At 53.3% G+C, this 25,433-nt stretch carries 20 protein-coding genes and 1 pseudogene; 8 read left to right on the top strand and 13 right to left on the bottom strand.

The window, feature by feature from the left end; translation table 11 throughout:
* Positions 1–87 precede the first annotated feature (87 nt).
* The 7 genes from rraA to priA all read right to left on the bottom strand — a co-directional run bounded on the left by rraA (position 88) and on the right by priA (position 8,108).
* Positions 88–573 (bottom strand): ribonuclease E activity regulator RraA, encoded by a 486-nt coding sequence (gene rraA / locus CJP72_RS07755; protein ID WP_162380304.1) that lies wholly within the window; start codon positions 571–573, stop codon positions 88–90.
* A gap of 92 nt (positions 574–665) precedes the next feature.
* Positions 666–1,595: a 1,4-dihydroxy-2-naphthoate polyprenyltransferase gene (gene menA / locus CJP72_RS07750; RefSeq protein ID WP_162380303.1), complete on the bottom strand. Its 930-nt coding sequence runs from the start codon at positions 1,593–1,595 to the stop codon at positions 666–668.
* 66 nt (positions 1,596–1,661) lie between these two features.
* Positions 1,662–2,993, bottom strand: coding sequence for an HslU--HslV peptidase ATPase subunit (hslU, locus tag CJP72_RS07745; protein ID WP_162380302.1), 1,332 nt, complete (start codon positions 2,991–2,993; stop codon positions 1,662–1,664).
* A gap of 9 nt (positions 2,994–3,002) precedes the next feature.
* Entirely contained in the window at positions 3,003–3,533 is a 531-nt protein-coding gene (hslV, locus tag CJP72_RS07740; protein ID WP_162380301.1) for an ATP-dependent protease subunit HslV, read from the bottom strand.
* Positions 3,534–3,624: 91 nt separating this feature from the next.
* Complete coding sequence (ftsN, locus tag CJP72_RS07735) at positions 3,625–4,635, bottom strand: cell division protein FtsN (protein WP_162380300.1); 1,011 nt, start codon at positions 4,633–4,635, stop codon at positions 3,625–3,627.
* Positions 4,636–4,727: 92 nt separating this feature from the next.
* Positions 4,728–5,753 (bottom strand): DNA-binding transcriptional regulator CytR, encoded by a 1,026-nt coding sequence (gene cytR, locus CJP72_RS07730; RefSeq protein WP_162380299.1) that lies wholly within the window; start codon positions 5,751–5,753, stop codon positions 4,728–4,730.
* Between the two features lie 156 nt (positions 5,754–5,909).
* Positions 5,910–8,108 carry a primosomal protein N' gene (gene priA, locus CJP72_RS07725; protein WP_162380298.1) on the bottom strand — a complete coding sequence of 733 codons (2,199 nt, stop codon included), beginning with the start codon at positions 8,106–8,108 and terminating at the stop codon, positions 5,910–5,912.
* 201 nt (positions 8,109–8,309) lie between these two features.
* On the opposite strand from priA, the gene rpmE reads away from it, so the two are divergent.
* The 3 genes from rpmE to CJP72_RS07710 all read left to right on the top strand — a co-directional run bounded on the left by rpmE (position 8,310) and on the right by CJP72_RS07710 (position 11,032).
* Positions 8,310–8,522 (top strand): 50S ribosomal protein L31, encoded by a 213-nt coding sequence (gene rpmE / locus CJP72_RS07720; RefSeq protein ID WP_162380297.1) that lies wholly within the window; start codon positions 8,310–8,312, stop codon positions 8,520–8,522.
* Positions 8,523–8,855: 333 nt separating this feature from the next.
* Complete coding sequence (locus CJP72_RS07715; RefSeq protein ID WP_162380296.1) at positions 8,856–9,521, top strand: oligogalacturonate-specific porin KdgM family protein; 666 nt, start codon at positions 8,856–8,858, stop codon at positions 9,519–9,521.
* 86 nt (positions 9,522–9,607) lie between these two features.
* Entirely contained in the window at positions 9,608–11,032 is a 1,425-nt protein-coding gene (locus tag CJP72_RS07710; RefSeq protein WP_162380295.1) for an MFS transporter, read from the top strand.
* A gap of 99 nt (positions 11,033–11,131) precedes the next feature.
* Here the strand turns inward: CJP72_RS07710 and CJP72_RS07705 are convergent, their stop codons facing one another.
* Both CJP72_RS07705 and metJ read right to left on the bottom strand, forming a co-directional pair.
* On the bottom strand, positions 11,132–11,740 hold the full coding sequence (locus CJP72_RS07705; protein WP_162380294.1) for a YiiX family permuted papain-like enzyme: 609 nt from the start codon (positions 11,738–11,740) through the stop codon (positions 11,132–11,134).
* A gap of 66 nt (positions 11,741–11,806) precedes the next feature.
* Positions 11,807–12,124 carry a met regulon transcriptional regulator MetJ gene (metJ, locus tag CJP72_RS07700; RefSeq protein ID WP_162380293.1) on the bottom strand — a complete coding sequence of 106 codons (318 nt, stop codon included), beginning with the start codon at positions 12,122–12,124 and terminating at the stop codon, positions 11,807–11,809.
* A gap of 264 nt (positions 12,125–12,388) precedes the next feature.
* Between metJ and metB the strand changes: the two genes are divergently transcribed.
* A complete protein-coding gene (gene metB, locus CJP72_RS07695; RefSeq protein ID WP_162380292.1) occupies positions 12,389–13,549 on the top strand; it encodes a cystathionine gamma-synthase in 1,161 nt (386 codons plus the stop codon).
* 2 nt (positions 13,550–13,551) lie between these two features.
* Positions 13,552–15,984 (top strand): bifunctional aspartate kinase/homoserine dehydrogenase II, encoded by a 2,433-nt coding sequence (gene metL, locus CJP72_RS07690; RefSeq protein ID WP_162380291.1) that lies wholly within the window; start codon positions 13,552–13,554, stop codon positions 15,982–15,984.
* 53 nt (positions 15,985–16,037) lie between these two features.
* Here metL and CJP72_RS07685 read toward each other — a convergent pair.
* Positions 16,038–16,145 (bottom strand): annotated as a pseudogene (locus CJP72_RS07685) (carboxymuconolactone decarboxylase family protein); the annotation flags it as partial.
* A gap of 323 nt (positions 16,146–16,468) precedes the next feature.
* Between CJP72_RS07685 and metF the strand changes: the two are divergent.
* The 3 genes from metF to CJP72_RS07670 all read left to right on the top strand — a co-directional run bounded on the left by metF (position 16,469) and on the right by CJP72_RS07670 (position 20,732).
* The gene (gene metF / locus CJP72_RS07680) at positions 16,469–17,359 is read left to right on the top strand and encodes a methylenetetrahydrofolate reductase (protein ID WP_162380290.1); all 891 of its coding nucleotides are present in this window, start codon (positions 16,469–16,471) and stop codon (positions 17,357–17,359) included.
* Between the two features lie 165 nt (positions 17,360–17,524).
* Positions 17,525–19,705: a catalase/peroxidase HPI gene (gene katG / locus CJP72_RS07675; protein WP_162380289.1), complete on the top strand. Its 2,181-nt coding sequence runs from the start codon at positions 17,525–17,527 to the stop codon at positions 19,703–19,705.
* 112 nt (positions 19,706–19,817) lie between these two features.
* Positions 19,818–20,732, top strand: a complete 915-nt coding sequence (locus CJP72_RS07670; protein WP_162380288.1) for a DMT family transporter — start codon at positions 19,818–19,820, stop codon at positions 20,730–20,732.
* A gap of 201 nt (positions 20,733–20,933) precedes the next feature.
* On the opposite strand, the gene gldA is transcribed toward CJP72_RS07670, so the two are convergent.
* The 3 genes from gldA to ptsP form a co-directional block, all read right to left on the bottom strand.
* A complete protein-coding gene (gene gldA / locus CJP72_RS07665; protein ID WP_162380287.1) occupies positions 20,934–22,037 on the bottom strand; it encodes a bifunctional L-1,2-propanediol dehydrogenase/glycerol dehydrogenase in 1,104 nt (367 codons plus the stop codon).
* 214 nt (positions 22,038–22,251) lie between these two features.
* Positions 22,252–22,914, bottom strand: a complete 663-nt coding sequence (fsa, locus tag CJP72_RS07660; protein ID WP_162380286.1) for a fructose-6-phosphate aldolase — start codon at positions 22,912–22,914, stop codon at positions 22,252–22,254.
* A gap of 11 nt (positions 22,915–22,925) precedes the next feature.
* Positions 22,926–25,427, bottom strand: a complete 2,502-nt coding sequence (ptsP, locus tag CJP72_RS07655; protein ID WP_162380285.1) for a phosphoenolpyruvate--protein phosphotransferase — start codon at positions 25,425–25,427, stop codon at positions 22,926–22,928.
* Between the last annotated feature and the right edge of the window lie 6 nt (positions 25,428–25,433).

The raw sequence follows: 25,433 nt of genomic DNA, 5'->3' as shown, positions 1-25,433 counted from the left end.
TCAAAGCTGAAAGCTTTACTGAACCCCCAGCCTAGCTGGGGGTTTTCTATAGACAATAAAAAAGGCACCTTTCGGTGCCTTTTTCGATTACTCGATATCGAGTGGGTCTTCGGAAAGAATTATCCCGGTGTTATCGGCGTACAGATGGTCGCCGGAAAAGAACGTCACGCCGCCAAAATTGACGCGCACATCGCTTTCTCCGATACCTTCACCTGAGGCTCCGACCGGAATGGCGGCAATCGCCTGAATACCGATGTCCAGTTCTTCCAGATCGTCTACCTGGCGTACTGCGCCGTAGATGACCAGACCTTCCCATTCATTCTGCACGGCCAGACGCGCCAGCTCGGCATCGACCAGTGCGCGACGGACAGAACCACCGCCATCGACCAGCAGGATGCGTCCACGGCCATTTTGTTCGAGCAGATCATACAGCAACCCGTTGTCCTCGAAACATTTTACCGTAATGATTTGTCCGCCAAACGACGACCGTCCTCCAAAGTTAGAGAACAGCGGTTCCACGACGTTGACATCTTCCTGATAGATGTCACAAAGCTCGGAAGTATCGTATTTCATAGGATCAACGTTCAGTTGCTGCGAGAATTTTTAGTATATCGCGCTATGTGTACTGTTGGCAAAATCATCAATTGTTAATTGATATTTGTCAGTTAAACAGGCCACTGACTTAAGAAAATGCCAACCACAAACAGTAGGTTAGTTAATAGCGCAGCTTTGACCGTTCGCTCCAGCATTGGGCGCATCGCAGCCGGTTCCATTTCGCGCATCACATACCGCGCCTGTTTGATCAGTAGCGGTGCCGCCAGAACAAACAACCATCCCCACAGGCTTTGCAAAGAGAGAAGGTTAAACAACGCCAGGCAGACCAGTGTCCCCATCAACAGGCAGGCATGATAGCGACGGGCATTGACTGCACCTAAACGTACAACCAGCGTGTTTTTACCGTTTTCCCTGTCACTGTTGATGTCGCGCAGGTTATTGATATTGAGCACCGCCGTTGCCAGCAGACCACTGGCGGTTGCCGGTAAGATGAGTTCAGGAATCAGCGTGTGTGCCTGCAAATACCAGCTACCCATGACGCTCAGCCAGCCAAAGAACACCAGTACGGAAATATCGCCCAGACCGATGTAACCATAGGGGCGGTTACCCACGGTGTAGGTAATGGCCGCGATAATCGACAGGCCGCCCAGCACCAGGAAACCGACAAAATCGGTCAGCGTGTCACATGCCACGACGACCAGCGCCAGACCGGACAGACAAATGAGCACGACGGTGACGATCAATGCCCGCCTCATCTCCTGCTGAGTGATCACCCCTTTTTGCATTCCACGCAATGGACCAATGCGATCAGGTTTGTCGCTGCCTTTGACAGCATCGCCATAGTCGTTAGCGAGGTTTGACAGGATCTGCAGCAGCCCTGCGGTAATCAATGCCAACACCGCGACCAGAGGGTCAAAAAATCCCTTCCACCATGCCAGGGCCGTACCGACGATGATCGCCGCGAAGGCGAGCGGTAGGGTCTTGGGTCGTAAACTTTCCAGCCAGGCCTGTGAGCGGCTAATTTGTTGTTGTTCAGTCATATTTAGCGCCAATAAAAATGGGGCTTTTCAGCCCCATCAACAATGATGAAAATGCAGTGAACGCGATTATAGGATAAAACGGCTCAGATCTTCATCTGCGACCAGCGCATCCAGATGTTTGCTCACATAATCCGCATCAATTGTTATGCTTTGACCGTTCAGATCGCTTGCATCATAAGAAATATCTTCCATCAGACGCTCCAGCACGGTGTGCAAACGACGGGCACCGATGTTTTCGGTGGTCTCGTTTACCTGCCACGCGGCTTCGGCAATGCGCTTGATACCAGACTCGGTGAATTCAATATTCACACCTTCGGTCGCCATCAACGCTTTGTACTGGACGGTGATAGAGGCATTCGGTTCCGTCAAAATGCGCTCAAAGTCGCTGGTGGTCAGCGCCTGCAGCTCAACGCGGATTGGCAAACGACCCTGTAATTCAGGGATCAGGTCAGACGGTTTTGCCACCTGGAATGCGCCGGATGCGATAAACAGAATGTGGTCAGTTTTGACCATGCCGTGTTTGGTGGAGACGGTGCAGCCTTCAACCAGCGGCAGCAGATCTCGCTGTACGCCTTCGCGGGAGACGTCCGGGCCGGAGGATTCGCCGCGCTTACAGATTTTGTCGATTTCGTCGATAAACACGATACCGTGCTGCTCGACCGCGTCGATTGCGTCTTGTTTCAGTTCTTCCGGGTTGACCAGTTTCGCCGCTTCTTCTTCAATCAACAGCTTCATTGCATCTTTGATTTTCAGTTTGCGCGGTTTTTGCTTCTGGCCGCCCAGGTTCTGGAACATGGACTGCAACTGGCTGGTCATCTCTTCCATTCCCGGAGGCGCCATAATTTCTACGCCCATCGGCGCGGCAGCGAGATCGATCTCGATTTCTTTATCATCGAGCTGACCCTCACGCAGTTTTTTGCGGAATGCCTGGCGTGCAGCAGACGGTTCAGACGGTTGTTCAGCCTGGCCCCAGTTATTTTTCGCCGGTGGGATCAGCACATCAAGGATACGTTCTTCCGCCATCTCTTCCGCACGGTAGCGGTTTTTCTCGATAGACTGAACGCGAACCATTTTGATTGCTGAATCAGTCAGATCACGGATGATGGAGTCAACTTCTTTGCCGACATAGCCCACTTCTGTGAATTTAGTGGCTTCCACTTTGATGAACGGCGCGTTGGCCAGTTTCGCCAGACGACGGGCGATTTCGGTTTTACCGACACCGGTCGGGCCGATCATCAGAATATTTTTCGGGGTGACTTCATGGCGCAGCTCTTCGTTAAGCTGCATGCGGCGCCAGCGGTTACGTAAGGCGATAGCAACGGAGCGTTTCGCTGCGTCCTGGCCAATAATGTGCTTGTTCAGTTCGCTGACGATTTCGCGTGGGGTCATTTCAGACATGGGAGATCCTTACGCTTTAGACGGTAATTCTTCGATGGTATGGAAGTGGTTGGTATAGATGCAGATATCACCTGCAATATCCAACGCCTTTTCAGCAATTTCACGCGCGCCGAGATCGGTGTTTTCCAGCAGAGCGCGCGCTGCCGCCTGGGCGTACGGGCCGCCTGAGCCGATGGCAATCAGATCGTTTTCGGGCTGCACGACGTCACCGTTACCGGTGATGATGAGAGAGGCGGTTTCATCTGCTACCGCCAGCAGCGCTTCGAGTTTGCGCAACATGCGATCGGTACGCCAGTCTTTCGCCAGCTCCACGGCGGCTTTGACCAGGTGACCCTGATGCATTTCTAATTTGCGCTCAAACAATTCAAACAGAGTGAAGGCATCCGCAGTGCCGCCCGCAAAGCCCGCAATGACTTTGTCGTTGTACAGACGGCGGACTTTTTTCACGTTGCCTTTCATTACGGTATTACCCAGTGTGGCCTGACCATCACCGGCGATGACTACATGGCCATTACGGCGTACGCTTACTATTGTTGTCACGAGCAGACCCCTTGGTTACAAATGCAGAATACTGGCCCCGCACAGTGTTCGGGGCGTAATGCAAGTATAGATGGGGGGGATTTTGGGGGTTTCAACCCCCGGTCGCGAGTCGAATGCAGTTTGTGTGACCCGCCATCTTCAGGCGGTTGATGGTGCTGTCGGCATTTTCTTTGCCTTTCACCGGGCCGATAACCACGCGATTCCAGCCGTTATTGGTAGTTATTCGGGAATCAAACCCTTCAAAGGCCAGTTGCGCACGTACGGTTTCTGCCTGTTCAGCGCCTTTAAACGAGCCGCACTGCACCATCCAGCGGCGCTCATCTTTCTTCTCTGTTGGTGGTTTCGGCGCATCCGCTGCCCGCGCAATTGGCGCGGCCTGTTGCGTTTTGGGCTGTGAAGCGGTGGTGTGCGCCGGTGTTTGCAACAAATCCTGATAAGGCTGCGCCGTTGCCGCCTGTTTGGGTTGCTGCGTCTGACGAGGCTGCTGGACAGGGGCGCTGGTGCTTTGCGCCGTGCGTGTTTGTTGTTGCGGCTGCTGATAAGGCTGCTCAGCCACGCGAGGCTGCGTACGCGGCTGTTGAACGGGCTGGGGATTGGCCCACTGCTGTTGTTGCACTTGTTGCTGAGCCAGACGCTGGCGCTGTAACGTTTGCTGACGCTGTTCTGGCGTCTGCTCGTTCCACGGCACTTCGTTCAGCTGTGTCGGCTGCTGGCGCATATCCGCCTGCATCTGAGCCAGTAACTGGCGTTGTTCATTGGTGAGCTGGTCTGGGTTCATGACTTCGCCGCCCGCAGAAGGTTCGGTAGGCGCACGTACGCCAGGCTGGCGACTTTCCAGCTCTTTGATGTAGCGCCAGCGCTCTTCTGGTTTTGGCGGCAATCCATTACCGGCGACCTTCTGGCCCTGCAGTGTTTCGGACTCTTCTTTCTTGTGATGAGTAATGAAGTACAGACCACCGATAAAGGCCACAAGGACAGCAGCTGCAATCGCGACCATTGCTGGTGAGACCGCAGGTATGTTGCGTTGCTTTTTCCGTGAGGTGCTCTTTTTGCGCCGCGAAGGTGCCGGTTGGCCGCGACGTACATAATCTCGTTGTGCCACTATCGTTTCGCTGTATTTATTCGTTCGTCAGCCCGCCATGTTACTTAAGCGACGGGCCTTTGACCAGACAGGGGAGTCTTAAAGCGTTTACTTTAAGTTAAAGCGCGCGTTGAACCCCGAATAATAAGCTCGCAGTCCAGTAAACGTGAACCACTGCTGACATTTTGTCCTTGCAGTTGATCGAGCAATAACAGCATAGCTTCCCGTCCAATTTCAAAGCGTGGCTGTGCAACGGTAGTCAGGGGTGGATCACAAAATTCCGCCAGCGCAATGTTATCGAAACCAATAATGGACAGGTCTTCGGGTATTCTCAGGCCGCGGCGTTTGGCCCAGGAAAGCGCCCCGAGCGCCATCACATCGCTATGGCAGAAAACGGCCGTAGGCGGTTGTGGCAGTTCGAGCAGTTGTTGCAGCGCGTTCGCCCCCGCTTCGTAGGTGAAATCACCGCGAGCGATATAATGCGGATCAACCGTAATCCCGCTACGGCGTAATGCCTGAACATAGCCTTGCAAACGGTAGTGGCAAAGCGGCATCTCTTCTGGTCCGGCGATACATCCAATACGCTGATGCCCTTGTTCATGAAGATAATTCACTGCATCGAAGGCGGCAGTCAGGTTATCGATATGAACGGTCGGCAACTCCAGCTCGGGTGCAAATTCGTTCGCCATCACCATGGGCGGCAGATTGCGCTGTTCTTCGATACTGGCGTCAAAGGGGAGACGTGAACCGAGCAGCAACATGCCGTCAATCTGTTTGGTGATGATCAGATTGATAAATGTTTTCTCTTGCTGATTCTGGTGGGCGCAATCGCCGATCAACACCAGATAGCCTTGCTTTGCCGCGGTCACTTCAATGCCACGGATAATTTCACTGAAAAACGGATCGCAAATATCCGGAACAATCACCAGGATAGTGCGTGATTCATTGCGTTTAACGTTTCGCCCCATTGATTGCGGTAAATACCCCACTTCCATGGCTGCCTGTTCTACCCGGCTACGGGTCGACTGGGAGACTTTGTCTGGGTTCATTAGCGCGCGGGACACGGTTGCTGTTGAGACTTTCGCCTTTAGAGCAACATCTTTCATTGTAGCGGCAGCAACCTGGTTCTTCGGTTTCACTCTCTCTCCTCGCCTGGGGCATGCAGGCGCAGACCTATCCCTGGAAAACTAATATCAGAATCATTTTTATCAGATAGTTAATGGAAGCGGTTACAGAATTTTCATAAAAAGTGTGATGAGTCCTGAATATTTCGATCCTCCTCGCATCATGAGGGGTTATCCCTCAATCGGATCGACGTCCAGCACCCATTTGACCTTGCGTGAATCGGGCAGCGTATTGATCAGCGCCATCGTGCCACTGACGATATGTTGCAGGCGTATTCGTGACGGATGCTGGAGTAAAATTTGCCAGCGATAGCGACCGCCGCGTTTGGGCGCCAGGGCGGGAACAGGTCCCAAAACCCAGAGTTTTTCATCCGCCAGCGGGCTGGCCTGGATCAGGTTGCGCAACTGCTGCAGGAACAGAGGCGCCTGCTGATTGTTATGATCTTCCGCCCGAACAATGACATGGCTGGTCCAGGGGGGGAGCTGGAGCGTTTGCCGTTCTGCCAGTGCTTGCTCTGCAAATGCGTCATAACCTTTGTGTAGCAGGGTTTGTAGTAGCGGGTGTTCCGGATGGTGGGTCTGCAACACGACTTCACCCTGCTTACCTGCGCGCCCGGCACGTCCGGAAACCTGGGTATAGAGCTGGGCAAAACGTTCTGCAGAACGGAAATCCGCTGAGAACAGCGCGCCGTCAACATCCAGTAGCGCCACCAGGGTGACGTCCGGGAAATGGTGACCTTTGGCCAGCATTTGCGTGCCGATCAAAATACGTGCGCCGCCGCGATGCACTTCCGCCAGATGCTGCTCCAGCGCCCCTTTACGGCTGGTGGTGTCGCGATCGATACGAGAAATCGGCACGCCCGGGAAGAAGGGAGTCAGCGCTTGTTCAAGTTGCTCAGTGCCTAACCCGACCGGCACCATGTGTGTGGAGCCGCAGGAAGGACACTGGCGTGGTACCGGGCGCTGGCTGTCGCAGTGGTGACAGCGTAAATGGTGTTGCGCCTGATGCAGCGTGTAATAGTGATCGCAGCGCGGACATTCTGCTGTCCAGCCACAGTCATGGCACAACAACGCAGGGGCAAATCCCCGACGGTTAAGGAACAGAATAACCTGATTATCGGCCTGTAGATGCTGGCGCATACGCGTGATTAACGCGGGAGCCAGTCCGGCTTGCACCTTCTGGCCTTTCAAGTCGAGCACATGCTGCATGGCCGGACGGGCATTGCCTGCCCGGCGGGTCAGACGCAGCATGCGGTACTTTTTCTGCCGCACATTGAATAGCGTTTCCAGTGCCGGCGTGGCGGAGCCGAGAATAATGGGGATCTGCTCGCTATGGGCGCGATAGACAGCAAGGTCGCGGGCATGATAGCGCCAGCCTTCCTGTTGTTTGTAGGAGCTATCGTGTTCTTCATCAATCACGATGACGCCGAGATTTTTAAACGGTGTAAACAGCGATGAGCGGGTCCCGATAACAATCGCCGCTTCACCATTTTTGGCCTTCAGCCATGCTGAGAGACGTTCGCTGTCATTCAGGCCGGAGTGCAGCACCTCGACAGGCGCATTAAAGCGCTCGCGAAAACGGGCAATGGTTTGTGGGGTCAGACCGATCTCCGGCACCATCACCAGCGCCTGTTTCCCCTGAGCAAGCACGTTTTCCAACACGCTGAGATACACTTCCGTTTTGCCCGAGCCCGTGACACCTGCCAGCAGCCAGGCCGAGAAACTGTCTGACGCGCTGTGTATCGCGCCAACCGCGGTGGCTTGCTCTGTGTTCAGCCGCAGGCGTTCACCTGAGACGGCATAGTGTGTACGCCAGTCGGTGAAGGCTGGCGTCTCGCTTGCCAGATCGCTCAGTCCTTTTTTACGCAGCGCCTGCAGTGCCGCATCATTAAACTCGAGATCTGCCACCTGCTCGCGCCAGATTTTCCCCTGGCGAAGCGCAGCCAGCGCCTGCTGTTGTTTTGGCGAACGTTTGAGGCTGTTGAGGTCGACAACCTGCCCCTCTTCCGTGGCAAACCAATACCACATTGGGGCGTTGCTGGCAGGTCTCCCCTGGCGCAATAAAACAGGCAGGGCATGAAACAGCACATCACCCACAGGATGATGGTAATAATCCGCCGCCCACAGCAGTAAACGCCAGACCGAGGTCGAAAAAACCGGTTCGGTATCCAGCACCTCGACCACCGCTTTTAGCTCATGAAGCGGTAATTCGCTCTGCTCACTGACGGAGACAACAATCCCAACGCGTTCCTGTTGTTTACCAAACGGCACACGTACGCGACACCCGACTTTGGCGCTGATGCCCTGCGGCAAGAGATAGTCAAAGGTTCGGGGAAGCGGAACGGGTAAGGCAACGTGCGCGACGGGCATGTCATCATCCTGACTTGAAAGCTGGCGGGTTAGTATACACATTGTGGTAAGGGAGCGCGGATCAGTTTGCATACGCTGGCTAATTTCTGTATGATTCGCCGCCTTTGATGCAAATTGATTGTGTCAAAACTATACTATCAACATCGCGTGGTGTCTGGCGTTAGGGCTGGAAGAGCGACGCGGCCTTAACTGAGGTTTCCCATGAAAAAAGATATTCACCCGAAATACGAAATGATTACTGCAAACTGCTCTTGCGGTAACTCCATCCAGATCCGTTCCACCGTGGGCCACGATCTGAACCTGGACGTGTGTGCTAAATGCCACCCGTTCTACACTGGTAAGCAGCGTGATGTTGCAACCGGTGGCCGTGTTGACCGCTTCAACAAGCGTTTCAGCATCCCGGGCAGCAAATAAGTTTTGCTTCTCAGAAAAAAGCGCCTTACGGCGCTTTTTTTGTGCCTGTAAATTGAAATATCTATTTTCCTATTGAATAAATATCTCCAATATATAAAATAAAACATCGTTTCTATTTTTTTAGGCAAATTGTTTCTGTTAGTGATCTTCATCATTTTTATCTTCTCGTTTTTGCCATTTATTTCTTTTGTTGGCAAAATTAAAAAGGTTTTACCTCTTCTGCTTAAATACAATTATTTAGAAATTTTAAAATATCCATAGATCCATTTTGTCTTCTCCTTTACAGAGAAACGGGCGGATTAATTTATTAATTATGCATGAAGAGGGATGGTCATGAAATTAAAGATCGCATTATTATTTATTCCATTATTCTCTGCGGCCGCACACGCGGGTTATGTTGATTTCCGTCATGAATATTATGACGATGGACGTAACTATGACCGTGTTTATATGTCTCATCGTTTTTCTACTGGTTTTGGTGTGGCGGTAGAAGCTATTTCACGTTCTAATGATGCGTGGAACAATATGGAAAGTAACGGTAACGAGTATACTGCAAGTTATCAATTCAACTGGCAGGATTTCATCTGGCAGCCAGGTATCGCGATCGAAACGGGTGATAACATCGCGGTTTATAAGCCTTATCTGCGCGTACAGTATAATATCAATGACAACTGGTGGACTGCATTCCGTTATCGACAGGAATATATGCGTAGAAACGCTGACGGTAAAGATGACCGGATGGTTTATCGCCCAGAAGCATGGCTCGGTTATAACGTCAATAACTGGATGTTTGAACTAAACGGTATTTATAAAATAGCCGACAGTGAAGATCTGTATAACAACAAAAAAGAAGATTATGAATATAACTTCCGGGTTGCTTATAAGATAGGTTCCTGGGTTCCTTTTGTTGAAGTGGGTAACGTTTCCTCTGGTTATAACACGACAACGACGGACGATCGCCAGACGCGTTATCGCGTTGGTCTTGGTTATAATTTCTGACGATTAATACTCTTCAATTTTTTATTACCTCGATCATCAGGATAAAACATCATTCGTGTGAATAACGTGTCTAAGGAGTTGACATAATGTCTAGTGATGAATCTATTACTGGAAGCAATATAAGCATTGCCATCAGGCCTTTCGGATTCAGAGATAAAATAGGTTACTTGTGTGGCGATCTGGGGAATTGTTTTATTCTTGGGTTAGTGAATAGTTTTTTAATGATTTATTACACTAACGTGCTCGGTGTTTCCGGCGTCATTGTCGGGTCGCTCTATTTTGTGACAAAACTCTTTGATGCGTTTGTTGATGTCGCCGTAGGGCGCTTATGTGATACGTCTAAACTGACAGCTTATGGGCGTTTTAATCCCTGGGTTCGTCGTATGAAATACCCGTTTTGTATTATTTCGGTCGTGCTTTTTTTACCGTTTGTTCATGAATTTTCTGAGACGGCGAAAATTATCTATATCTGCTGTTCCTATTTTATTTATGGTTCGCTGTTATCGACCGTTAACATTCCTTATGGTGCGATGTCAGCAGCGATTAGCTCGAATCCTGACGATCGCGTTTCGCTTTCGACCTACCGTAGCATTGGTTCGGCGATTGGCGGTGGGGCAACCGGCTTTTTTATTCCCATTCTGATGTATACAACCCTTGTTGACGGAAGCCAGGTGATTTCCGGGCAACATTTCTTCTGGATTGCGATTGGCTGCGCAGTACTGGCTTTTATCTTCTTAACATTGACTTGCCAGTTAACGACGGAACGTGTCCGTGTGGAGAGAAAAGAGAGCGTGCCGGTTTCTGTTTTACTGAAGGGGTTGTTGCGTAATAAAGCGCTGATTGTCCTGGTTATTGTGGATCTGCTTATTGTGATTAATCAGGGGCTTTCCGGTACCAATATGACCTATTTATTTAATGACTATTTCCACAATAAAGCCGCAATGTCTGTCGCCTTACTGTTTACCTTTGGTTCCCTGATTCTGCTGGCGCCGTCGGCGTCCTGGCTCACGAAGCGGTTTGGTAAAAAAGAAGCCAGTGTAGGCGCTCTGCTCTTTTCGGTGGGGATGTATCTGATGATGTACTTCATCCACATCACCGATGCGAGAGTTTATCTGGTCTTCCTTTTCCTTGCGACGCTGGGGGCAGGGTTATTCAATCTCATGATTTGGGCATTTATGACCGATGTTTGTGATTATCACCAGTACGTCACTGGCGATCGCGAGGATGGCACCGTTTATGGTGTGAACTTCTTTGCCCGCAAAGTGGGTCAGGCATGTGCTGGGGCCATTGGCGGTTTTATGCTGGCCATCATTGGCTACCAGTCTTCGTCGACGGGCGGCGCCATTCAAACCAGTGCCGTGCAGGAAAATATTTACATGATGGCCAATCTCTTACCTGCGTTGTGCCTGTTTTTGGCCGCAGTGATTTTGATTTATTGCTATCCGCTGAACCGAAAAGAAACGCTCAAAATGGAAGAAACGCTGAATAAATTCAATGGGATTATCAAATAAGGCGCTGAGTGGAAAAAGGGTCAAAGAAATGACCGTACAACTCGACGCTATACCATTGTGATTTAACCAAAAGGGCAGAGGGAAATCTCTGCCTTTCTGCTACCACGAAAACAGCGGCCACTCTTTGGCGACTGTGGTCAGTTGCGGCGCATTGAATACGGCCTGGGGTGAGATAACGGTTTCATTAAGCGGGATATTTTTACCGTAGCGTTCTTTTAGCTTCGCCTGCACGGCCGGGTGGCGAAGATCAAACTCTTTCAGCTTTTGCTGCTCGCCGACACGTATCCCCAGCGCGTTCTGATAGACCTTCCAGACAACTTCAGAACAGTACTGGCGATCGTCGGTCCAGGAAAAGGCGAAATCGTAGGGTTTGCCAAGATAATGCTTCGCTGTTTGCGCCAGTTTTTGTTGCTGTCCGGCGGTTAACCCACCGCTGACACGGCGGACAATATATTTGCCATCCTCGCCCCGGGCGATCCACTGTTGCAGCGGGGTATATTTCACCGGACCAACCGCTTCAAAGACATACGGTGTTTTATCGCGTACGACCAGCATACCGGTATGGCTGTAATCGGAATGTGTCGCCAGTTGAATGGCTTTGCTTTGCGATGAGCGAGAAATCTGAAAGAGGATATCGCCGGTTTGTGGCTGCCAGGCAAAAGCGGGGGCTGCAATCAGCAGACCGAAGATCGGTAGCCTGTGTTTCATCGGTTAACGTCCTTGTTACACCATTAAAAAAAGCGGCTGGTTAAATCCGCGCCGCTTTTTTCTTACTTAGTATTCCCACGTTTCCGGGTCGATCCCCAGTTCACGCATGATCTCTTTTGCCGCTTCGGGAATTTCATCACTGCGTTCTTTACGCAGATCGTCGTCATTCGGCAAGGGTTGCCCGGTGAAGGCGTGCAAGAACGCTTCACACAGCAGTTCGCTGTTGGTGGCGTGACGCAGGTTATTCACCTGACGACGCGTACGTTCATCGGTGAGGATTTTTAACACCTTCAGAGGAATGGAAACCGTAATTTTTTTGACCTGCTCACTCTTCTTACCGTGCTCAGCGTATGGGCTGATATATTCGCCGCTCCATTCAGCCATGAGATACTTAATCCTCTTCGTCATTAGTATGAGGCCGGAAACTGGGTCCAGGCCATAATTGCGCGTAGTTTACCGTAGTGGCGCGGCCCTTACACGAAGTTAGCCGTCGCGGGTGTGCGCTAATGCGTATAATTTTAACGGCTATTTTCCGTTTGCTCAATCTATACGCAAAGAAGTTTAGATGTCCAGATGTATTGACGTCTATTATAACAATGATTACTCTGAGGTCTGACTTTCACTGACTCAGCCCAGGAACTTCTCAACATGACGCGTAAACAGGCCACCATCGCAGTGCGTAGCGGGTTAAACGACGACGAGCAGTACGGTTGCGTTGTCCCGCCGATTCACCTTTCCAGCACCTATAACTTTACCGGTTTTAATGAACCTCGTGCACATGATTACTCTCGACGTGGCAATCCCACGCGCGATGTGGTCCAGCGCGCGCTGGCAGAGCTTGAAGGTGGCGCAGGCGCGGTACTCACCAATACCGGCATGTCGGCGATTCACCTGGTGACGACGGTGTTTCTGAAACCTGGCGATCTGCTGGTGGCGCCGCATGACTGTTATGGCGGCAGTTACCGTTTATTCGACAGCCTGGCAAAACGCGGCTGCTATCGCGTGCTGTTTGTCGATCAAGGTGATGAGCAGGCTCTGCGGGCCGCGCTGGCAGAAAAACCCAAACTGGTGTTGGTGGAAAGCCCAAGTAATCCATTGTTACGTGTAGTGGATATTGCGAAAATCTGCACACTGGCGCATGAGGTTGGTGCGGTAAGCGTTGTGGACAACACGTTTTTAAGCCCGGCGTTGCAAAATCCGCTGGCATTGGGCGCCGATCTGGTGTTGCATTCATGCACAAAATATCTGAATGGTCATTCCGATGTGGTCGCGGGTGTCGTGATTGCAAAAGATCCGGATACCGTGACGGAACTGGCGTGGTGGGCGAATAATATCGGCGTCACCGGCGGTGCGTTTGATAGCTACCTGCTGTTACGTGGACTGCGTACGTTGTCGCCGCGTATGGAAGTGGCTCAACGCAATGCGCAGGCCATTGTTGATTATCTGCAAACCCAGCCGCTGGTGAAAAAACTGTATCATCCGTCTTTGCCGGAGAATCAGGGGCATGAGATTGCTGCCCGCCAGCAAAAAGGTTTTGGCGCCATGTTGAGTTTTGAACTGGATGGGGATGAGCAGACGTTACGTCGCTTCCTGAGCGGTCTGTCCCTGTTTACGCTGGCGGAATCTTTAGGGGGTGTTGAGAGTTTGATCTCCCATGCCGCGACGATGACGCATGCAGGCATGGCGCCGGAAGCACGTGCTGCCGCCGGGATCTCCGAAACGTTGCTGCGTATCTCCACGGGTATTGAAGATGGCGAAGATTTAATTGCCGACCTGGAAAATGGCTTCCGGGCTGCAAACAAGGGGTAAACATGAGTGTGATTGCGCAGGCAGGGACGAAGGGTCGTCAACTGCATAAATTTGGTGGCAGTAGTCTGGCAGACGTGAAATGTTATCTGCGTGTCGCAGGCATCATGGCGGAGTACTCGCAGCCCGACGATATGATGGTCGTTTCCGCCGCAGGCAGTACCACCAACCAGTTGATTAGCTGGCTGAAATTAAGCCAGACCGACAGACTCTCTGCGCATCAGGTTCAGCAGACGTTGCGTCGCTACCAGAGCGATCTTATCAGTGGATTATTGCCGACAGAGGTTGCAGATGACCTACTCAGCGCCTTCATCAATGACCTGGAACGGCTGGCGGGTTTACTCGACAGTGGTGTGACTGACGCCGTTTATGCGGAAGTGGTCGGGCACGGTGAAGTGTGGTCGGCGCGTCTGATGTCGGCGGTGCTTAACCAGCAGGGACTGGCGTCCGCATGGCTGGACGCGCGTGAGTTTTTACGCGCCGAGCGCGCCGCACAGCCGCAGGTCGATGAGGGACTTTCTTATCCATTATTGCAGCAACTGCTGGCGCAGCATCCGGGTAAACGTTTGGTGGTGACCGGGTTTATCAGCCGCAGCAATGCGGGCGAAACGGTACTGCTGGGCCGTAACGGTTCGGACTACTCTGCCACGCAAATTGGCGCACTGGCCGGAGCCTCCCGCGTCACTATCTGGAGCGATGTGGCCGGGGTGTACAGCGCTGATCCGCGTAAAGTGAAAGATGCCTGCCTGTTACCGCTTCTGCGTCTGGATGAAGCCAGTGAACTGGCGCGTCTGGCGGCGCCGGTTTTGCATGCTCGCACGTTGCAGCCGGTCTCCGGGAGCGATATCGATCTGCAACTGCGCTGTAGCTACACGCCGGATCAGGGGTCCACCCGGATTGAACGCGTGCTGGCCTCCGGCACAGGCGCGCGTATCGTGACCAGTCATGATGATGTCTGCCTGATCGAATTTCAGGTGCCTGCAAGCCAGGATTTTAAGCTGGCGTACAAAGATATCGAACAGATTCTGAAACGGGCGCAGGTGCGTCCGCTGGCGGTTGGCGTCCATAATGATCGCCAGTTGCTGCAGTTTTGCTATACCTCCGAAGTGGCCGACAGCGCGCTGAAAATCCTCGATGAAGCGGGGTTACCGGGCGAGCTGCGTTTGCGTCAGGGGCTGGCGCTGGTGGCTATGGTTGGTGCAGGTGTCACCCGTAATCCATTGCACTGCCACCGTTTCTGGCAGCAGTTGAAAGGCCAACCGGTTGAATTTACCTGGCAGTCGGAAGAGGGTATCAGCCTGGTGGCGGTACTGCGCACTGGGCCTACCGAGAGTCTGATTCAGGGCTTGCACCAGTCTATTTTCCGTGCGGAAAAGCGGATCGGTTTGATGCTGTTTGGCAAAGGCAACATCGGTTCGCGCTGGCTGGAACTGTTTACCCGCGAGCAAAGCACGCTCTCGGCGCGTACCGGTTTTGAATTCGTGCTGGCAGGCGTGGTGGACAGCCGTCGTAGCCTGCTGAACTACGAAGGACTGGATGCCAGCCGCGCGCTGGCGTTCTTTAACGACGAAGCCATTGAGCAGGATGAAGAGTCGCTGTTTCTGTGGATGCGTGCGCACCCGTATGACGATTTGGTGGTGCTGGATGTGACGGCCAGTGAGCAACTGGCCGATCAGTATCTTGATTTTGCCAGCCACGGTTTCCACGTGATCAGCGCCAATAAGCTGGCAGGGGCGAGCAATAGCGATAAGTACCGCCAGATCCATGACGCGTTTGAAAAAACCGGGCGTCACTGGTTGTATAACGCCACCGTGGGTGCCGGTTTGCCGATCAACCACACGGTGCGCGATCTGATCGATAGCGGCGATACCATTTTGTCGATCAGCGGGATCTTCTCCGGCACGCTATCGTGGCTGTTCCTGCAATTTGACGGCACGGTTCCCTTTACCGATTTGGTGGATCAAGCGTGGCAGCAGGGGCTGACAGAGCCGGATCCGCGCGTTGACCTTTCCGGGAAAGATGTGATGCGCAAACTGGTGATTCTGGCGCGTGAAGCGGGTTACGACATCGAACCGGATCAGGTGCGCGTAGAGTCACTGGTGCCTGCGCATTGTGAAGAGGGATCAATCGACCATTTCTTTGAAAATGGCGATGAACTGAATGAGCAGATGGTGCAGCGTCTGGAAGCCGCCCGCGAAATGGGGCTGGTGCTGCGCTATGTGGCGCGTTTCGATGCCAACGGCAAAGCGCGCGTTGGTGTGGAAGCGGTGCGTGCGGAACACCCACTGGCGGCGCTGCTGCCGTGCGATAACGTCTTCGCCATCGAAAGCCGCTGGTATCGCGATAACCCGCTGGTTATTCGCGGGCCGGGCGCTGGTCGTGACGTGACCGCCGGGGCCATTCAGTCAGACATCAACCGTCTGGCGCAACTGCTGTAGTCCTGTACCGCCTCCGGCCTACGTTAAACACCCTTCGTAGGCCGGATAAGCGTAGCGCCATCCGGCGCGATATCTTGCACACTTTTGACGAGGGCATCGGCGTCTTTGTCATCCACCCGTTGCAACATGTCCTGACCCGTTATAAAACGTTCTGAAGGCATCCTATCTTCCTCGTTTGCGGCTATTCAGCGTCAGGGCGTAGTTTTCCGTGCGTTGAACGACAACACATTGCGTATCACTGCCGGGTTGGTGATGTTGCCTGAAAACGCTGCACGACTGGCGTGGCTTAAAACAAAGAGGCTGCAATCCCTTGTTTGTTCAGACTGACTTGAATTATTTTCATCTTCACTGAGGATTCCTCACCATTAATGGTGATTTTTCGGTTGACGCCACGCCGCTTTTCCGTCATTTTTACATCTAGACGTCTAAATGGATAGATGTTCACAACACAACATATAATGACAAAAGATTGATGAGGTAAGGTATGAGCTTTTTTCACGCCAACCAGCGGGAAGCCCTGAATCAGAGCCTGGCGGAAGTGCAGGGTCAGATTAATGTTTCGTTCGAATTCTTCCCGCCGCGCACCAGTGAAATGGAGCAGACCTTGTGGAACTCCATCGATCGCCTGAGCAGTCTGAAGCCAAAATTTGTCTCTGTGACCTACGGCGCCAACTCGGGTGAACGCGACCGTACGCACAGCATTATTAAAGGAATTAAGGATCGTACCGGTCTGGAAGCAGCACCGCACCTGACCTGTATCGATGCGACACGCGATGAACTGCGCGCGATTGCACAGGATTACTGGAATAACGGTATTCGTCATATCGTTGCGCTGCGTGGCGATCTGCCGCCGGGCAGCGGTAAGCCGGAGATGTATGCCGCTGACCTGGTGGGATTGCTGAAAGAGGTCGCTGACTTTGATATTTCTGTTGCCGCTTACCCGGAAGTGCATCCTGAAGCGAAAAGCGCTCAGGCCGATCTGCTTAACCTGAAGCGCAAAGTGGATGCTGGTGCTAATCGGGCGATCACGCAATTTTTCTTTGATGTGGAAAGTTACCTGCGTTTTCGCGATCGCTGTGTCTCTGCGGGTATCGACGTTGAAATCATTCCGGGCATTCTGCCGGTTTCCAACTTTAAGCAAGCAAAGAAATTTGCTGACATGACCAACGTGCGTATTCCGGCCTGGATGTCACAAATGTTTGACGGTCTGGACGATGATGCGGAAACCCGCAAACTGGTCGGCGCCAATATCGCGATGGACATGGTGAAGATTTTAAGTCGCGAAGGGGTAAAAGATTTTCACTTCTACACGTTGAACCGGGCAGAGATGAGTTATGCCATTTGCCACACACTGGGTGTAAGGCCTGGTTTATAAAATGCCTCGGCCCTCTTCGGAGGGCTTTTTTTCGATCACATTGATCTACATCTGTGTAACTAAAAATATAAAAGGTATCAGCTATCGAATCTGTGGATTATTTCGACTATATCTTATCTCTGGTGGTGTATATCGTAGTTAGAACACTGTAAAGGGAGCATATAGATGAGTATGTCCGACGATAGCCAGAACAACGTATCCGCCGGGAAGTGTCCTTTCCATCACACAAGCCCGGACCAGAGCGCAGGCGCTGGTACGAATAACCGCGATTGGTGGCCAAAGCAACTTCGCGTTGACCTCCTTAATCAACACTCCAACCGTTCGAACCCGCTGGGTGAAGACTTCGACTACCGTAAAGAATTTAGCAAACTCGACTATTCCGCTCTGAAAGGGGATCTCAAAGCACTCCTGTCCGACTCGCAACCGTGGTGGCCTGCGGATTGGGGCACCTATGCCGGTCTCTTTATCCGCATGGCATGGCACGGGGCCGGGACATACCGTTCTGTGGATGGTCGCGGTGGCGCCGGGCGCGGACAGCAGCGTTTTGCGCCTTTAAACTCCTGGCCGGATAACGTCAGCCTGGACAAAGCACGCCGTCTGCTGTGGCCTATCAAACAGAAATATGGTCAGAAAATCTCATGGGCCGACCTGTTTATTTTGGCGGGTAACGTTGCGCTGGAAAACTCAGGTTTCCGTACCTTTGGTTTCGGCGCCGGTCGTGAAGATGTGTGGGAACCGGATCTCGACGTCAACTGGGGTGATGAGAAGGCATGGCTGACCCATCGCGATCCAGAAGCGTTGGCAAAACGTCCGTTAGCCGCTACCGAAATGGGGCTGATCTACGTCAACCCGGAAGGGCCTAACGCCAGCGGGGAACCTCTCTCGGCGGCAGATGCTATTCGCGCCACCTTCGGCAACATGGGGATGGACGACGAAGAAACGGTGGCGCTCATTGCGGGCGGACATACGCTGGGTAAAACTCACGGCGCTGGCCCGGCTACGCACGTAGGTCCAGATCCAGAAGCGGCACCGATTGAAAATCAGGGTATTGGCTGGAAGAGCGACTTTGGTACGGGTGTCGGTAAAGATGCGATCACGTCCGGCCTGGAAGTCGTCTGGTCACAGACCCCGACCCAGTGGAGCAACTACTTTTTCGAGAACCTGTTCAAATACGAATGGGTGCAGACGCGCAGCCCGGCGGGCGCGATCCAGTTTGAAGCGGTCGACGCGCCTGAAATCATTCCGGATCCGTTTGATCCGTCGAAGAAACGCAAACCCACCATGCTGGTGACCGACCTGACGCTGCGTTTCGATCCGGAATTCGAGAAAATTTCCCGTCGTTTCCTGAACGATCCGCAGGCGTTTAACGAAGCCTTCGCGCGTGCCTGGTACAAGCTGACGCACCGTGATATGGGGCCAAAAGCGCGTTACATTGGACCGGAAGTGCCAAAAGAAGATCTGATTTGGCAAGATCCGCTGCCACAGCCGGTATTCAATCCGACTCAGGAAGATATTATTCACCTGAAGTCAGCGATTGCGGGTTCCGGGCTTTCTGTTAGCGAGCTGGTGTCGGTGGCATGGGCATCTGCATCGACCTTCCGTGGTGGTGATAAACGCGGTGGCGCCAACGGTGCACGACTGGCATTGGATCCGCAGAGATACTGGGATGTTAACGTGACGGCAGCCCGCGTACTGCCTGTACTGGAAGGCATTCAGAAATCTTCTGCTAAAGCCTCACTGGCCGATATTATCGTTCTGGCGGGTGTGGTGGGTGTAGAGCAGGCGGCAAGCGCAGCGGGCGTGAGCATTAGCGTGCCGTTTACACCGGGCCGTGTCGATGCGCGTCAGGATCAAACCGACGTTGACATGTTCGAACTGCTTAAGCCTGTTGCAGACGGTTTCCGCAACTATCGCGGTGAGCCAGGCGCGGCGACAACGGAATCTCTGCTGATTGATAAAGCGCAGCAGTTGACGCTCACTGCGCCAGAATTGACGGTGTTAGTGGGTGGGATGCGTGTTCTGGGCGCCAATTTTGATGGTAGCCAGCATGGCGTTTTCACCGAGCGTCCTGGCGTACTCAGCAATGATTTCTTTGTTAATTTGCTGGATATGCGCAATGAATGGAAAGCCACCGATGAGTCTGCGGAGCTGTTTGAAGGCCGCGATCGTCAAAACGGCGAAGTGAAATACACGGCGACTCGCGCTGACCTGGTGTTTGGTTCAAATGCCGTGCTGCGTGCGTTGGCGGAGGTTTATGCGTGTAGCGATGCCCACGAGAAGTTTGTGAAAGACTTTGTCGCGGCATGGGTGAAAGTGATGAACCTGGACCGTTTCGATCTGTTGTAATCCTGATGTTGATGTAACCGGATAACACTTCAGCGGCGGCGTGGTTGTCGTCGCTGAAGTGTATTTCTCCGCGTATAGTCGTTGCCGGGAACACTAATTTACTGGATTTATCATGTCAACCTCAGGAAAGAGTCACTCACTGGCAATCAGTGGTCTTATCGTCCTCACCCTTATCTGGAGCTATAGCTGGATCTTTATGAAGCAAGTCACGAGCTATATTGGCGCGTTCGACTTCACTTCACTGCGCTGTATCTTCGGAGCCTTAATCTTATTTACCGTACTGCTCTTGCGTGGCCGTGGGCTGCGTCCGACGCCGTTCAAATACACGCTGGCGATTGCGCTATTACAGACCTGCGGCATGATAGGGTTGGCGCAGTGGGCGCTGATGAGCGGCGGTGCGGGGAAGGTCGCGATTCTGACGTATACCATGCCGTTTTGGGTGGTGATTCTGGCGGCGCTGTTTCTGGGCGAACGATTACGGCGTTTGCAATACGCGGCGATTATGATTGCGGCTATCGGTTTACTGCTGGTGATGCAGCCGTGGCAACTGGATTATTCCTCGCTGAAGAGCGCGATGCTGGCGATCCTCTCCGGGATAAGCTGGGGCGCGAGCGCCATTGTCGCCAAGCGGATGTATGCCCGCCATCCTCGCATCGATTTACTCGCGTTGACCGCATGGCAGATGTTGTATGCGGCGCTGATCATGAGTCTGGTCGCCTGGTGGGTTCCGCAGCCTGAAGTTGACTGGCAGCCCATCGTATTCTGGGCGCTGGGCTATAGCGCTATACTGGCGACGGCGCTGGCCTGGAGTTTGTGGTTGTTTGTTCTGAGGAATCTGCCCGCCAGTATTGCCAGCTTAAGTACCCTTGCGGTTCCGGTGTGCGGCGTTTTGTTTTCCTGGTGGCTGCTTGGTGAAAATCCCGGCGTCGTTGAAGGCGGCGGCATTGTGCTGATCGTCCTGGCGCTGGCGATCGTCAGCTATAAAAAGCGTGAGGCGCAGGTGCAAAAGGTGACGCCAGAATCGTGAAGGCAATCTCTCGCCGATAATCAGCAGCGAAAATAGCATAAAAAAACGCCCGGACATTGCCTGACACCGTTCACTTAAGCCAATGAATGAGGGGAAACACCGGGATTGGGTTCCCGGAGGGACGCCAACCCGGTGGTCGCCCCGGATATCTCAGTCTTACGCTAACGGTGTTAGGAAAACGCCGGGAGTCTCAGTCGGGTTTTATTCCCATTCTTGCAGGAAACGCTGACCATACTGGTCGGCAACCAACAAGGCGGCATAGACCTCATCCGGCGTCGCGCCGCCAGGCATATTGTGAATTGTTTCGCCTTCTGCGCAAGATGCTTGCGCCACCGTACGCATTTTTGCCGGAATATCTTGTTTAATATCCAGCTGCGCCAGGGTAATCGGCAAACCGACGGAATGGCACAACGCGGCAACGGTTTCGATCTCTTCGACCGGCGCATTTTCCAGTACCAGTTGCGTCAGCGTCCCGAAAGCGACTTTTTCACCGTGATAGAAGTGATGCGCGTCCGGAATGGCCGTCAGACCGTTGTGAATGGCATGCGCTGCCGCCAGACCGCCGCTTTCAAAGCCCACGCCGCTCAGATAGGTGTTGGCTTCGATGACGCGTTCCAGTGCTGGTGTCACGACATGCTGCTCAGCGGCCAGCATGGCTTTTTCACCTTCCTCGATCAGCGTGTTGTAGCACAGTTCGGCCAGCGCCAGCGCCGCCTGCGTACATTTACCGCCCGCCATAGTTGTCGCGCCGCTACGTGAACAGGCACGGGCTTCAAACCAGGTCGCCAGCGCATCGCCGATCCCTGCCGCTAACAGACGCGCAGGCGCGCCGGCAACGATTTTGGTATCAACAATGACCATCTGCGGGTTGTGTGGCAGCATCAGGTAGCGGTCGAACTCACCCTCGTCTGTGTAGATAACGGAGAGCGCGCTGCACGGCGCGTCGGTCGAAGCAATGGTCGGTGCAATGGCCACCGGAATTCCCATAAAGTGGGCCAAGGCTTTTGCGGTATCCAGCGTTTTACCGCCGCCGATACCCAGCACCGCGCCGCACTGCGCTTTTTCAGCCACGCCACGCAGGCGATCAATTTCATTTTGCGAACATTCACCGCCAAACGGTGCAATTTCCAGTACCAGTTCGGCATCTTTAAAGCTTTTTTCCAGGGCGGTCTGGGCAAAGCCTAAGACAAATTTGTCGCCGACAACCAGCCAGCGTTCTGCCATGGGTTTGAGGTAGTCGCCAAGGCGGGTGATGACATCAGCGCCCTGGATGTATTTACCTGGAGATTGAATAATGCGATCCATACTCTATTTCCTCTTTTATCCGTCATAATTCAGGCTGCAGATGCGTTGGCTTTTGAGTTACTCGTCTCATCCATGAGACTCGCCCTTATGGGCCGTCGCTCCGCGACGTTCAAATCTGTTCCTGACAGATTTGTCACTCACCCCAGTCACTTACTGATGTAAGCTCCTGGGGATTCGCTGCGTCGCCGCCTTTCTGCCGCATGAATTATTTAGCCTAAAAATGAATGCTTCCAAATGCGTTTTTCCAGTCCTGCTCAAACTTCTCTATCGCCGACTCTACCGCAGGGGTGTTCAGCATTTGTTGCGCTACATCTAAAGGCAGGGTGATTGCTTCACATCCTGCCAACAGGCAATCCAGCGCCTGGCGCGGGGTTTTGAAGCTGGCGGCGAGCACCATGCTTTCCGGCGCGTGAAGTTCCAGCAAGGTTTGCAGTTCCTGTACCGTACGAATCCCATCACCACCCTGAGCATCAATGCGGTTCACATAAGGTGCGATATATTTCGCGCCAGCCAGCGCGGCAAGTAGCCCTTGCGCTGCGCTGTACACCGCAGTGCCCAGCGTCGTGATGCCTTCTTTTTTCAGCTGTTTTATGGCGGCTAACCCTTCGGAAGTGACCGGGATTTTCACCACGATCCCCGGAACCGCCTCGCTCAGGCGTTTGGCCTCTTCCACCATGCCTTGCGCGTCACGGCTCATCGTCTGGGCAAACAACGTCCCTTCTTCGCCAATGGCTTTTTGCAACCGGGGCAGCACATCCCAGATAGACTCTTTGCTTGCTGCCACGATGCTGGGGTTCGTTGTCACCCCAGCGATAGGAAAGAGACGCGCCAGACGTTTAACTTCCGCCACGTTGGCGGTATCCAGATACAGTTCCATAATGTTTCCTTTTACAGTTCCAGTTCGTGTTGCAGCAGGCTGGCTATCGCCTCGGCAGAGGCTGCGTTAACCAGCGCGAGGCGGAATTCCTCGTGCATGATGCGGCGCGCCAGGCGCGAGAAGATGCGCATATGCTGGTCGCCAGCGGCGTGTTTGTTGAGTGTTAGCATGATGATGAATTGCGCGTCTTCATCGCCCCAGCGAACCGGCTCTTTCAGGCGTGCAACGCTTATCGTCGACTGCTCGATATGTTCCGATTTGCTATGCGGAATGGCGAAGTTGAAGCCCAGTCCGGTAGAAAATACGGCTTCACGCGCCCACAGATCGGCTTCGAGTTTACGTGGATAGCGACAACGGCCCGCCAGCAGCAGATTGTCAGTCATCCCTTTGATCACCTCTTCTTTGCTGCGCCAGTCGCTGTCGAGGGTGATGCATTGCGCGCTGACCAGCGGGGCATCCTGCTGCGTCATTCGGAACTGCGCCAGCAGGTGTTCGACCTCCAGTGAGGTTCGACAGGCCATTGCCTGATTCAGTAACTGGCGGCAGGCGCGGCTGTCGAGTTGCGACATACGCGCTTTGGCGGCAGGAATGGAAGGCGCGCTCATGCTGATTTCGTCCAGACCCAGGCCAACCAGTAACGGCAGGATCGAGCCTTTTGCCCCTAGCTCTCCACACAAACCAATCCATTTGCCCTGGCGATGTACGGCTTGCACTGCGTAATCCAGCGCACGCAGGAACGCCGGGTTGAGGCTGTTGTAGTGGCGAGTGACTTTCGTGTTGTCCCGGTCGACGGCCAGCAGGTATTGCGTCAGGTCATTACTGCCAATGCTAAAGAAATCAATCTCTTCGCAGCACTGGTCGATAATGAACATCACCGATGGCACTTCCAGCATAATGCCAAACTGGATCTTCTCGTCAAAAGGCGTGTGCTCATTGCGTAACTGTTGTTTGGCTTCCGCCAGCTTCTCTTTGACCCACAGGATCTCTTCCATTGAGGAGATCATCGGGATCATAATTTTCAGATTACCGTGCGCTGACGCGCGCAGGATCGCCCGTAATTGTGTGGTGAATAGCGCCACATATTCTTCATAAATTCGTACCGCGCGATAGCCGAGGAAAGGGTTGGCTTCGGCCGGAATATTCAGATAATCAACGGGCTTATCACCACCGATATCCATCGTGCGCACAATGATGCTGCGGCCGTTTGCGGACTCCAGCGCCTGGCAAAAAATGTTGTACAGCTCGTTCTCGCCGGGGGCGCTGGTTCTGTCCATATACAGCATTTCGGTACGAAACAGGCCGACCGCTTCCGCGCCGTTGCTAAATGCGGCGTGTGCTTCTACCGAATGGGCGATGTTGGCCGCCACTTCCATACGGATACCGTCAGCAGTGCGGGCTTGCTGGGTAAGCCAGATGCGTTGCTGTTCGTACAGGGCTTCCTGCACGCGGGCTTCTTGTTGGTAATAACGAGCCACGGCTTCATCTGGCGCGACCACCACAGCGCCGGCATTGCCATCAATATAAACGGTTTGCTGGAGCCAGGGCGTTAAGGTCTCAATGTCCACGCCAACTAACGTGGGGATATTGAATGAACGGGCCAGAATGACAGTATGCGATGTGGTGCCGCCGCTTTTTAACAGCAGACCCTTGAGGAATGTTTTGTCCAGCTCAAGGAACTGGCTTGGCGTGAGTTCATCGGCCATGCAGAGGGTTGGCTGCGTGAGCTTACCGGGCGCAGGAAAACGCTGTTCACCATAAATTTGTTGCAGCAACTGGAAGCAGACGTCGCGTACATCCAGCGCACGCTCCTGCAGATAGCTGCTGCTGGAACGGGCAAATTCGTCACAAAAATGGCGGGCGCTTTCAACAATCGCTTCCGCACAGCTTAATCCACGTGAAACGCCCGCCAGTAAATGCTGACGTAAGGACGCATCCCCTGCCAGTGAGCGGTGGGCTTCCAGGATGGCGCTTGTGGCGCCGTCGCTGTCGAGCAAGCGGAATTCAATATTCTTCATCAGCAACGTCAAACCGTTATCCAGTGCGGACTGTTCGGTTTCCACATTGTGAGCAGCGGGAAGATTATCGAGCGCGTTGAGATCCAATGAGGAGAGGCGCGTCAGAATGCCTCCCGCGCTGCCGTTGCAGACGGCGCGTGCGCGAAAAAGCCGTGGGTTGAGTCGGGTGAGCGAGGCCGGAAGCGGCTCCAGTTCGTTGTTTTTCACCTCCACCAGCGGCGCGTCGCAGTGCGGAAATTCATCACGCAGCCACTGACTCAGCGTTTGATGCGCGGTGTGTTCATCCGCGCCGGCGATCAGAATCTGGCAGCGATCGCCTGCCAGTGTGTCGGTGCCGATCAGCGCCAGCGCACTTTTGGCATTGCCTTTACGATCGGTGCGTAAATTGTGCCATTCGATCTGCGAGGTAAAGGTATTGCACAGCGTTTCAACATGGCTGGCCGGGCGTGCATGTACGCCATTGGGCAGTTCACAGGTAAATTCCACAATCAGGGCCATAGCCTC

The organism is Citrobacter sp. NCU1 (assembly GCF_010231475.1).
In the GTDB taxonomy this organism is placed as follows: domain Bacteria; phylum Pseudomonadota; class Gammaproteobacteria; order Enterobacterales; family Enterobacteriaceae; genus Citrobacter_D.
The sequence above is the reverse complement of the archived record's forward strand: the minus strand, read 5'-3'. Positions and strand labels throughout refer to the sequence as shown.

What these genes read in the sequence shown, in the direction of transcription:
- rraA (WP_162380304.1), bottom strand. Translation starts at nt 573, where the DNA reads ATGAAATACGATACTTCCGAGCTTTGTGACATCTATCAGGAAGATGTC.
- menA (WP_162380303.1), bottom strand. Translation starts at nt 1,595, where the DNA reads ATGACTGAACAACAACAAATTAGCCGCTCACAGGCCTGGCTGGAAAGT.
- hslU (WP_162380302.1), bottom strand. Translation starts at nt 2,993, where the DNA reads ATGTCTGAAATGACCCCACGCGAAATCGTCAGCGAACTGAACAAGCAC.
- priA (WP_162380298.1), bottom strand. Translation starts at nt 8,108, where the DNA reads ATGCCCGTCGCGCACGTTGCCTTACCCGTTCCGCTTCCCCGAACCTTT.
- rpmE (WP_162380297.1), top strand. Translation starts at nt 8,310, where the DNA reads ATGAAAAAAGATATTCACCCGAAATACGAAATGATTACTGCAAACTGC.
- CJP72_RS07715 (WP_162380296.1), top strand. Translation starts at nt 8,856, where the DNA reads ATGAAATTAAAGATCGCATTATTATTTATTCCATTATTCTCTGCGGCC.
- CJP72_RS07710 (WP_162380295.1), top strand. Translation starts at nt 9,608, where the DNA reads ATGTCTAGTGATGAATCTATTACTGGAAGCAATATAAGCATTGCCATC.
- CJP72_RS07705 (WP_162380294.1), bottom strand. Translation starts at nt 11,740, where the DNA reads ATGAAACACAGGCTACCGATCTTCGGTCTGCTGATTGCAGCCCCCGCT.
- metJ (WP_162380293.1), bottom strand. Translation starts at nt 12,124, where the DNA reads ATGGCTGAATGGAGCGGCGAATATATCAGCCCATACGCTGAGCACGGT.
- metB (WP_162380292.1), top strand. Translation starts at nt 12,389, where the DNA reads ATGACGCGTAAACAGGCCACCATCGCAGTGCGTAGCGGGTTAAACGAC.
- metL (WP_162380291.1), top strand. Translation starts at nt 13,552, where the DNA reads ATGAGTGTGATTGCGCAGGCAGGGACGAAGGGTCGTCAACTGCATAAA.
- metF (WP_162380290.1), top strand. Translation starts at nt 16,469, where the DNA reads ATGAGCTTTTTTCACGCCAACCAGCGGGAAGCCCTGAATCAGAGCCTG.
- katG (WP_162380289.1), top strand. Translation starts at nt 17,525, where the DNA reads ATGAGTATGTCCGACGATAGCCAGAACAACGTATCCGCCGGGAAGTGT.
- CJP72_RS07670 (WP_162380288.1), top strand. Translation starts at nt 19,818, where the DNA reads ATGTCAACCTCAGGAAAGAGTCACTCACTGGCAATCAGTGGTCTTATC.
- gldA (WP_162380287.1), bottom strand. Translation starts at nt 22,037, where the DNA reads ATGGATCGCATTATTCAATCTCCAGGTAAATACATCCAGGGCGCTGAT.
- fsa (WP_162380286.1), bottom strand. Translation starts at nt 22,914, where the DNA reads ATGGAACTGTATCTGGATACCGCCAACGTGGCGGAAGTTAAACGTCTG.
- ptsP (WP_162380285.1), bottom strand. Translation starts at nt 25,427, where the DNA reads ATGGCCCTGATTGTGGAATTTACCTGTGAACTGCCCAATGGCGTACAT.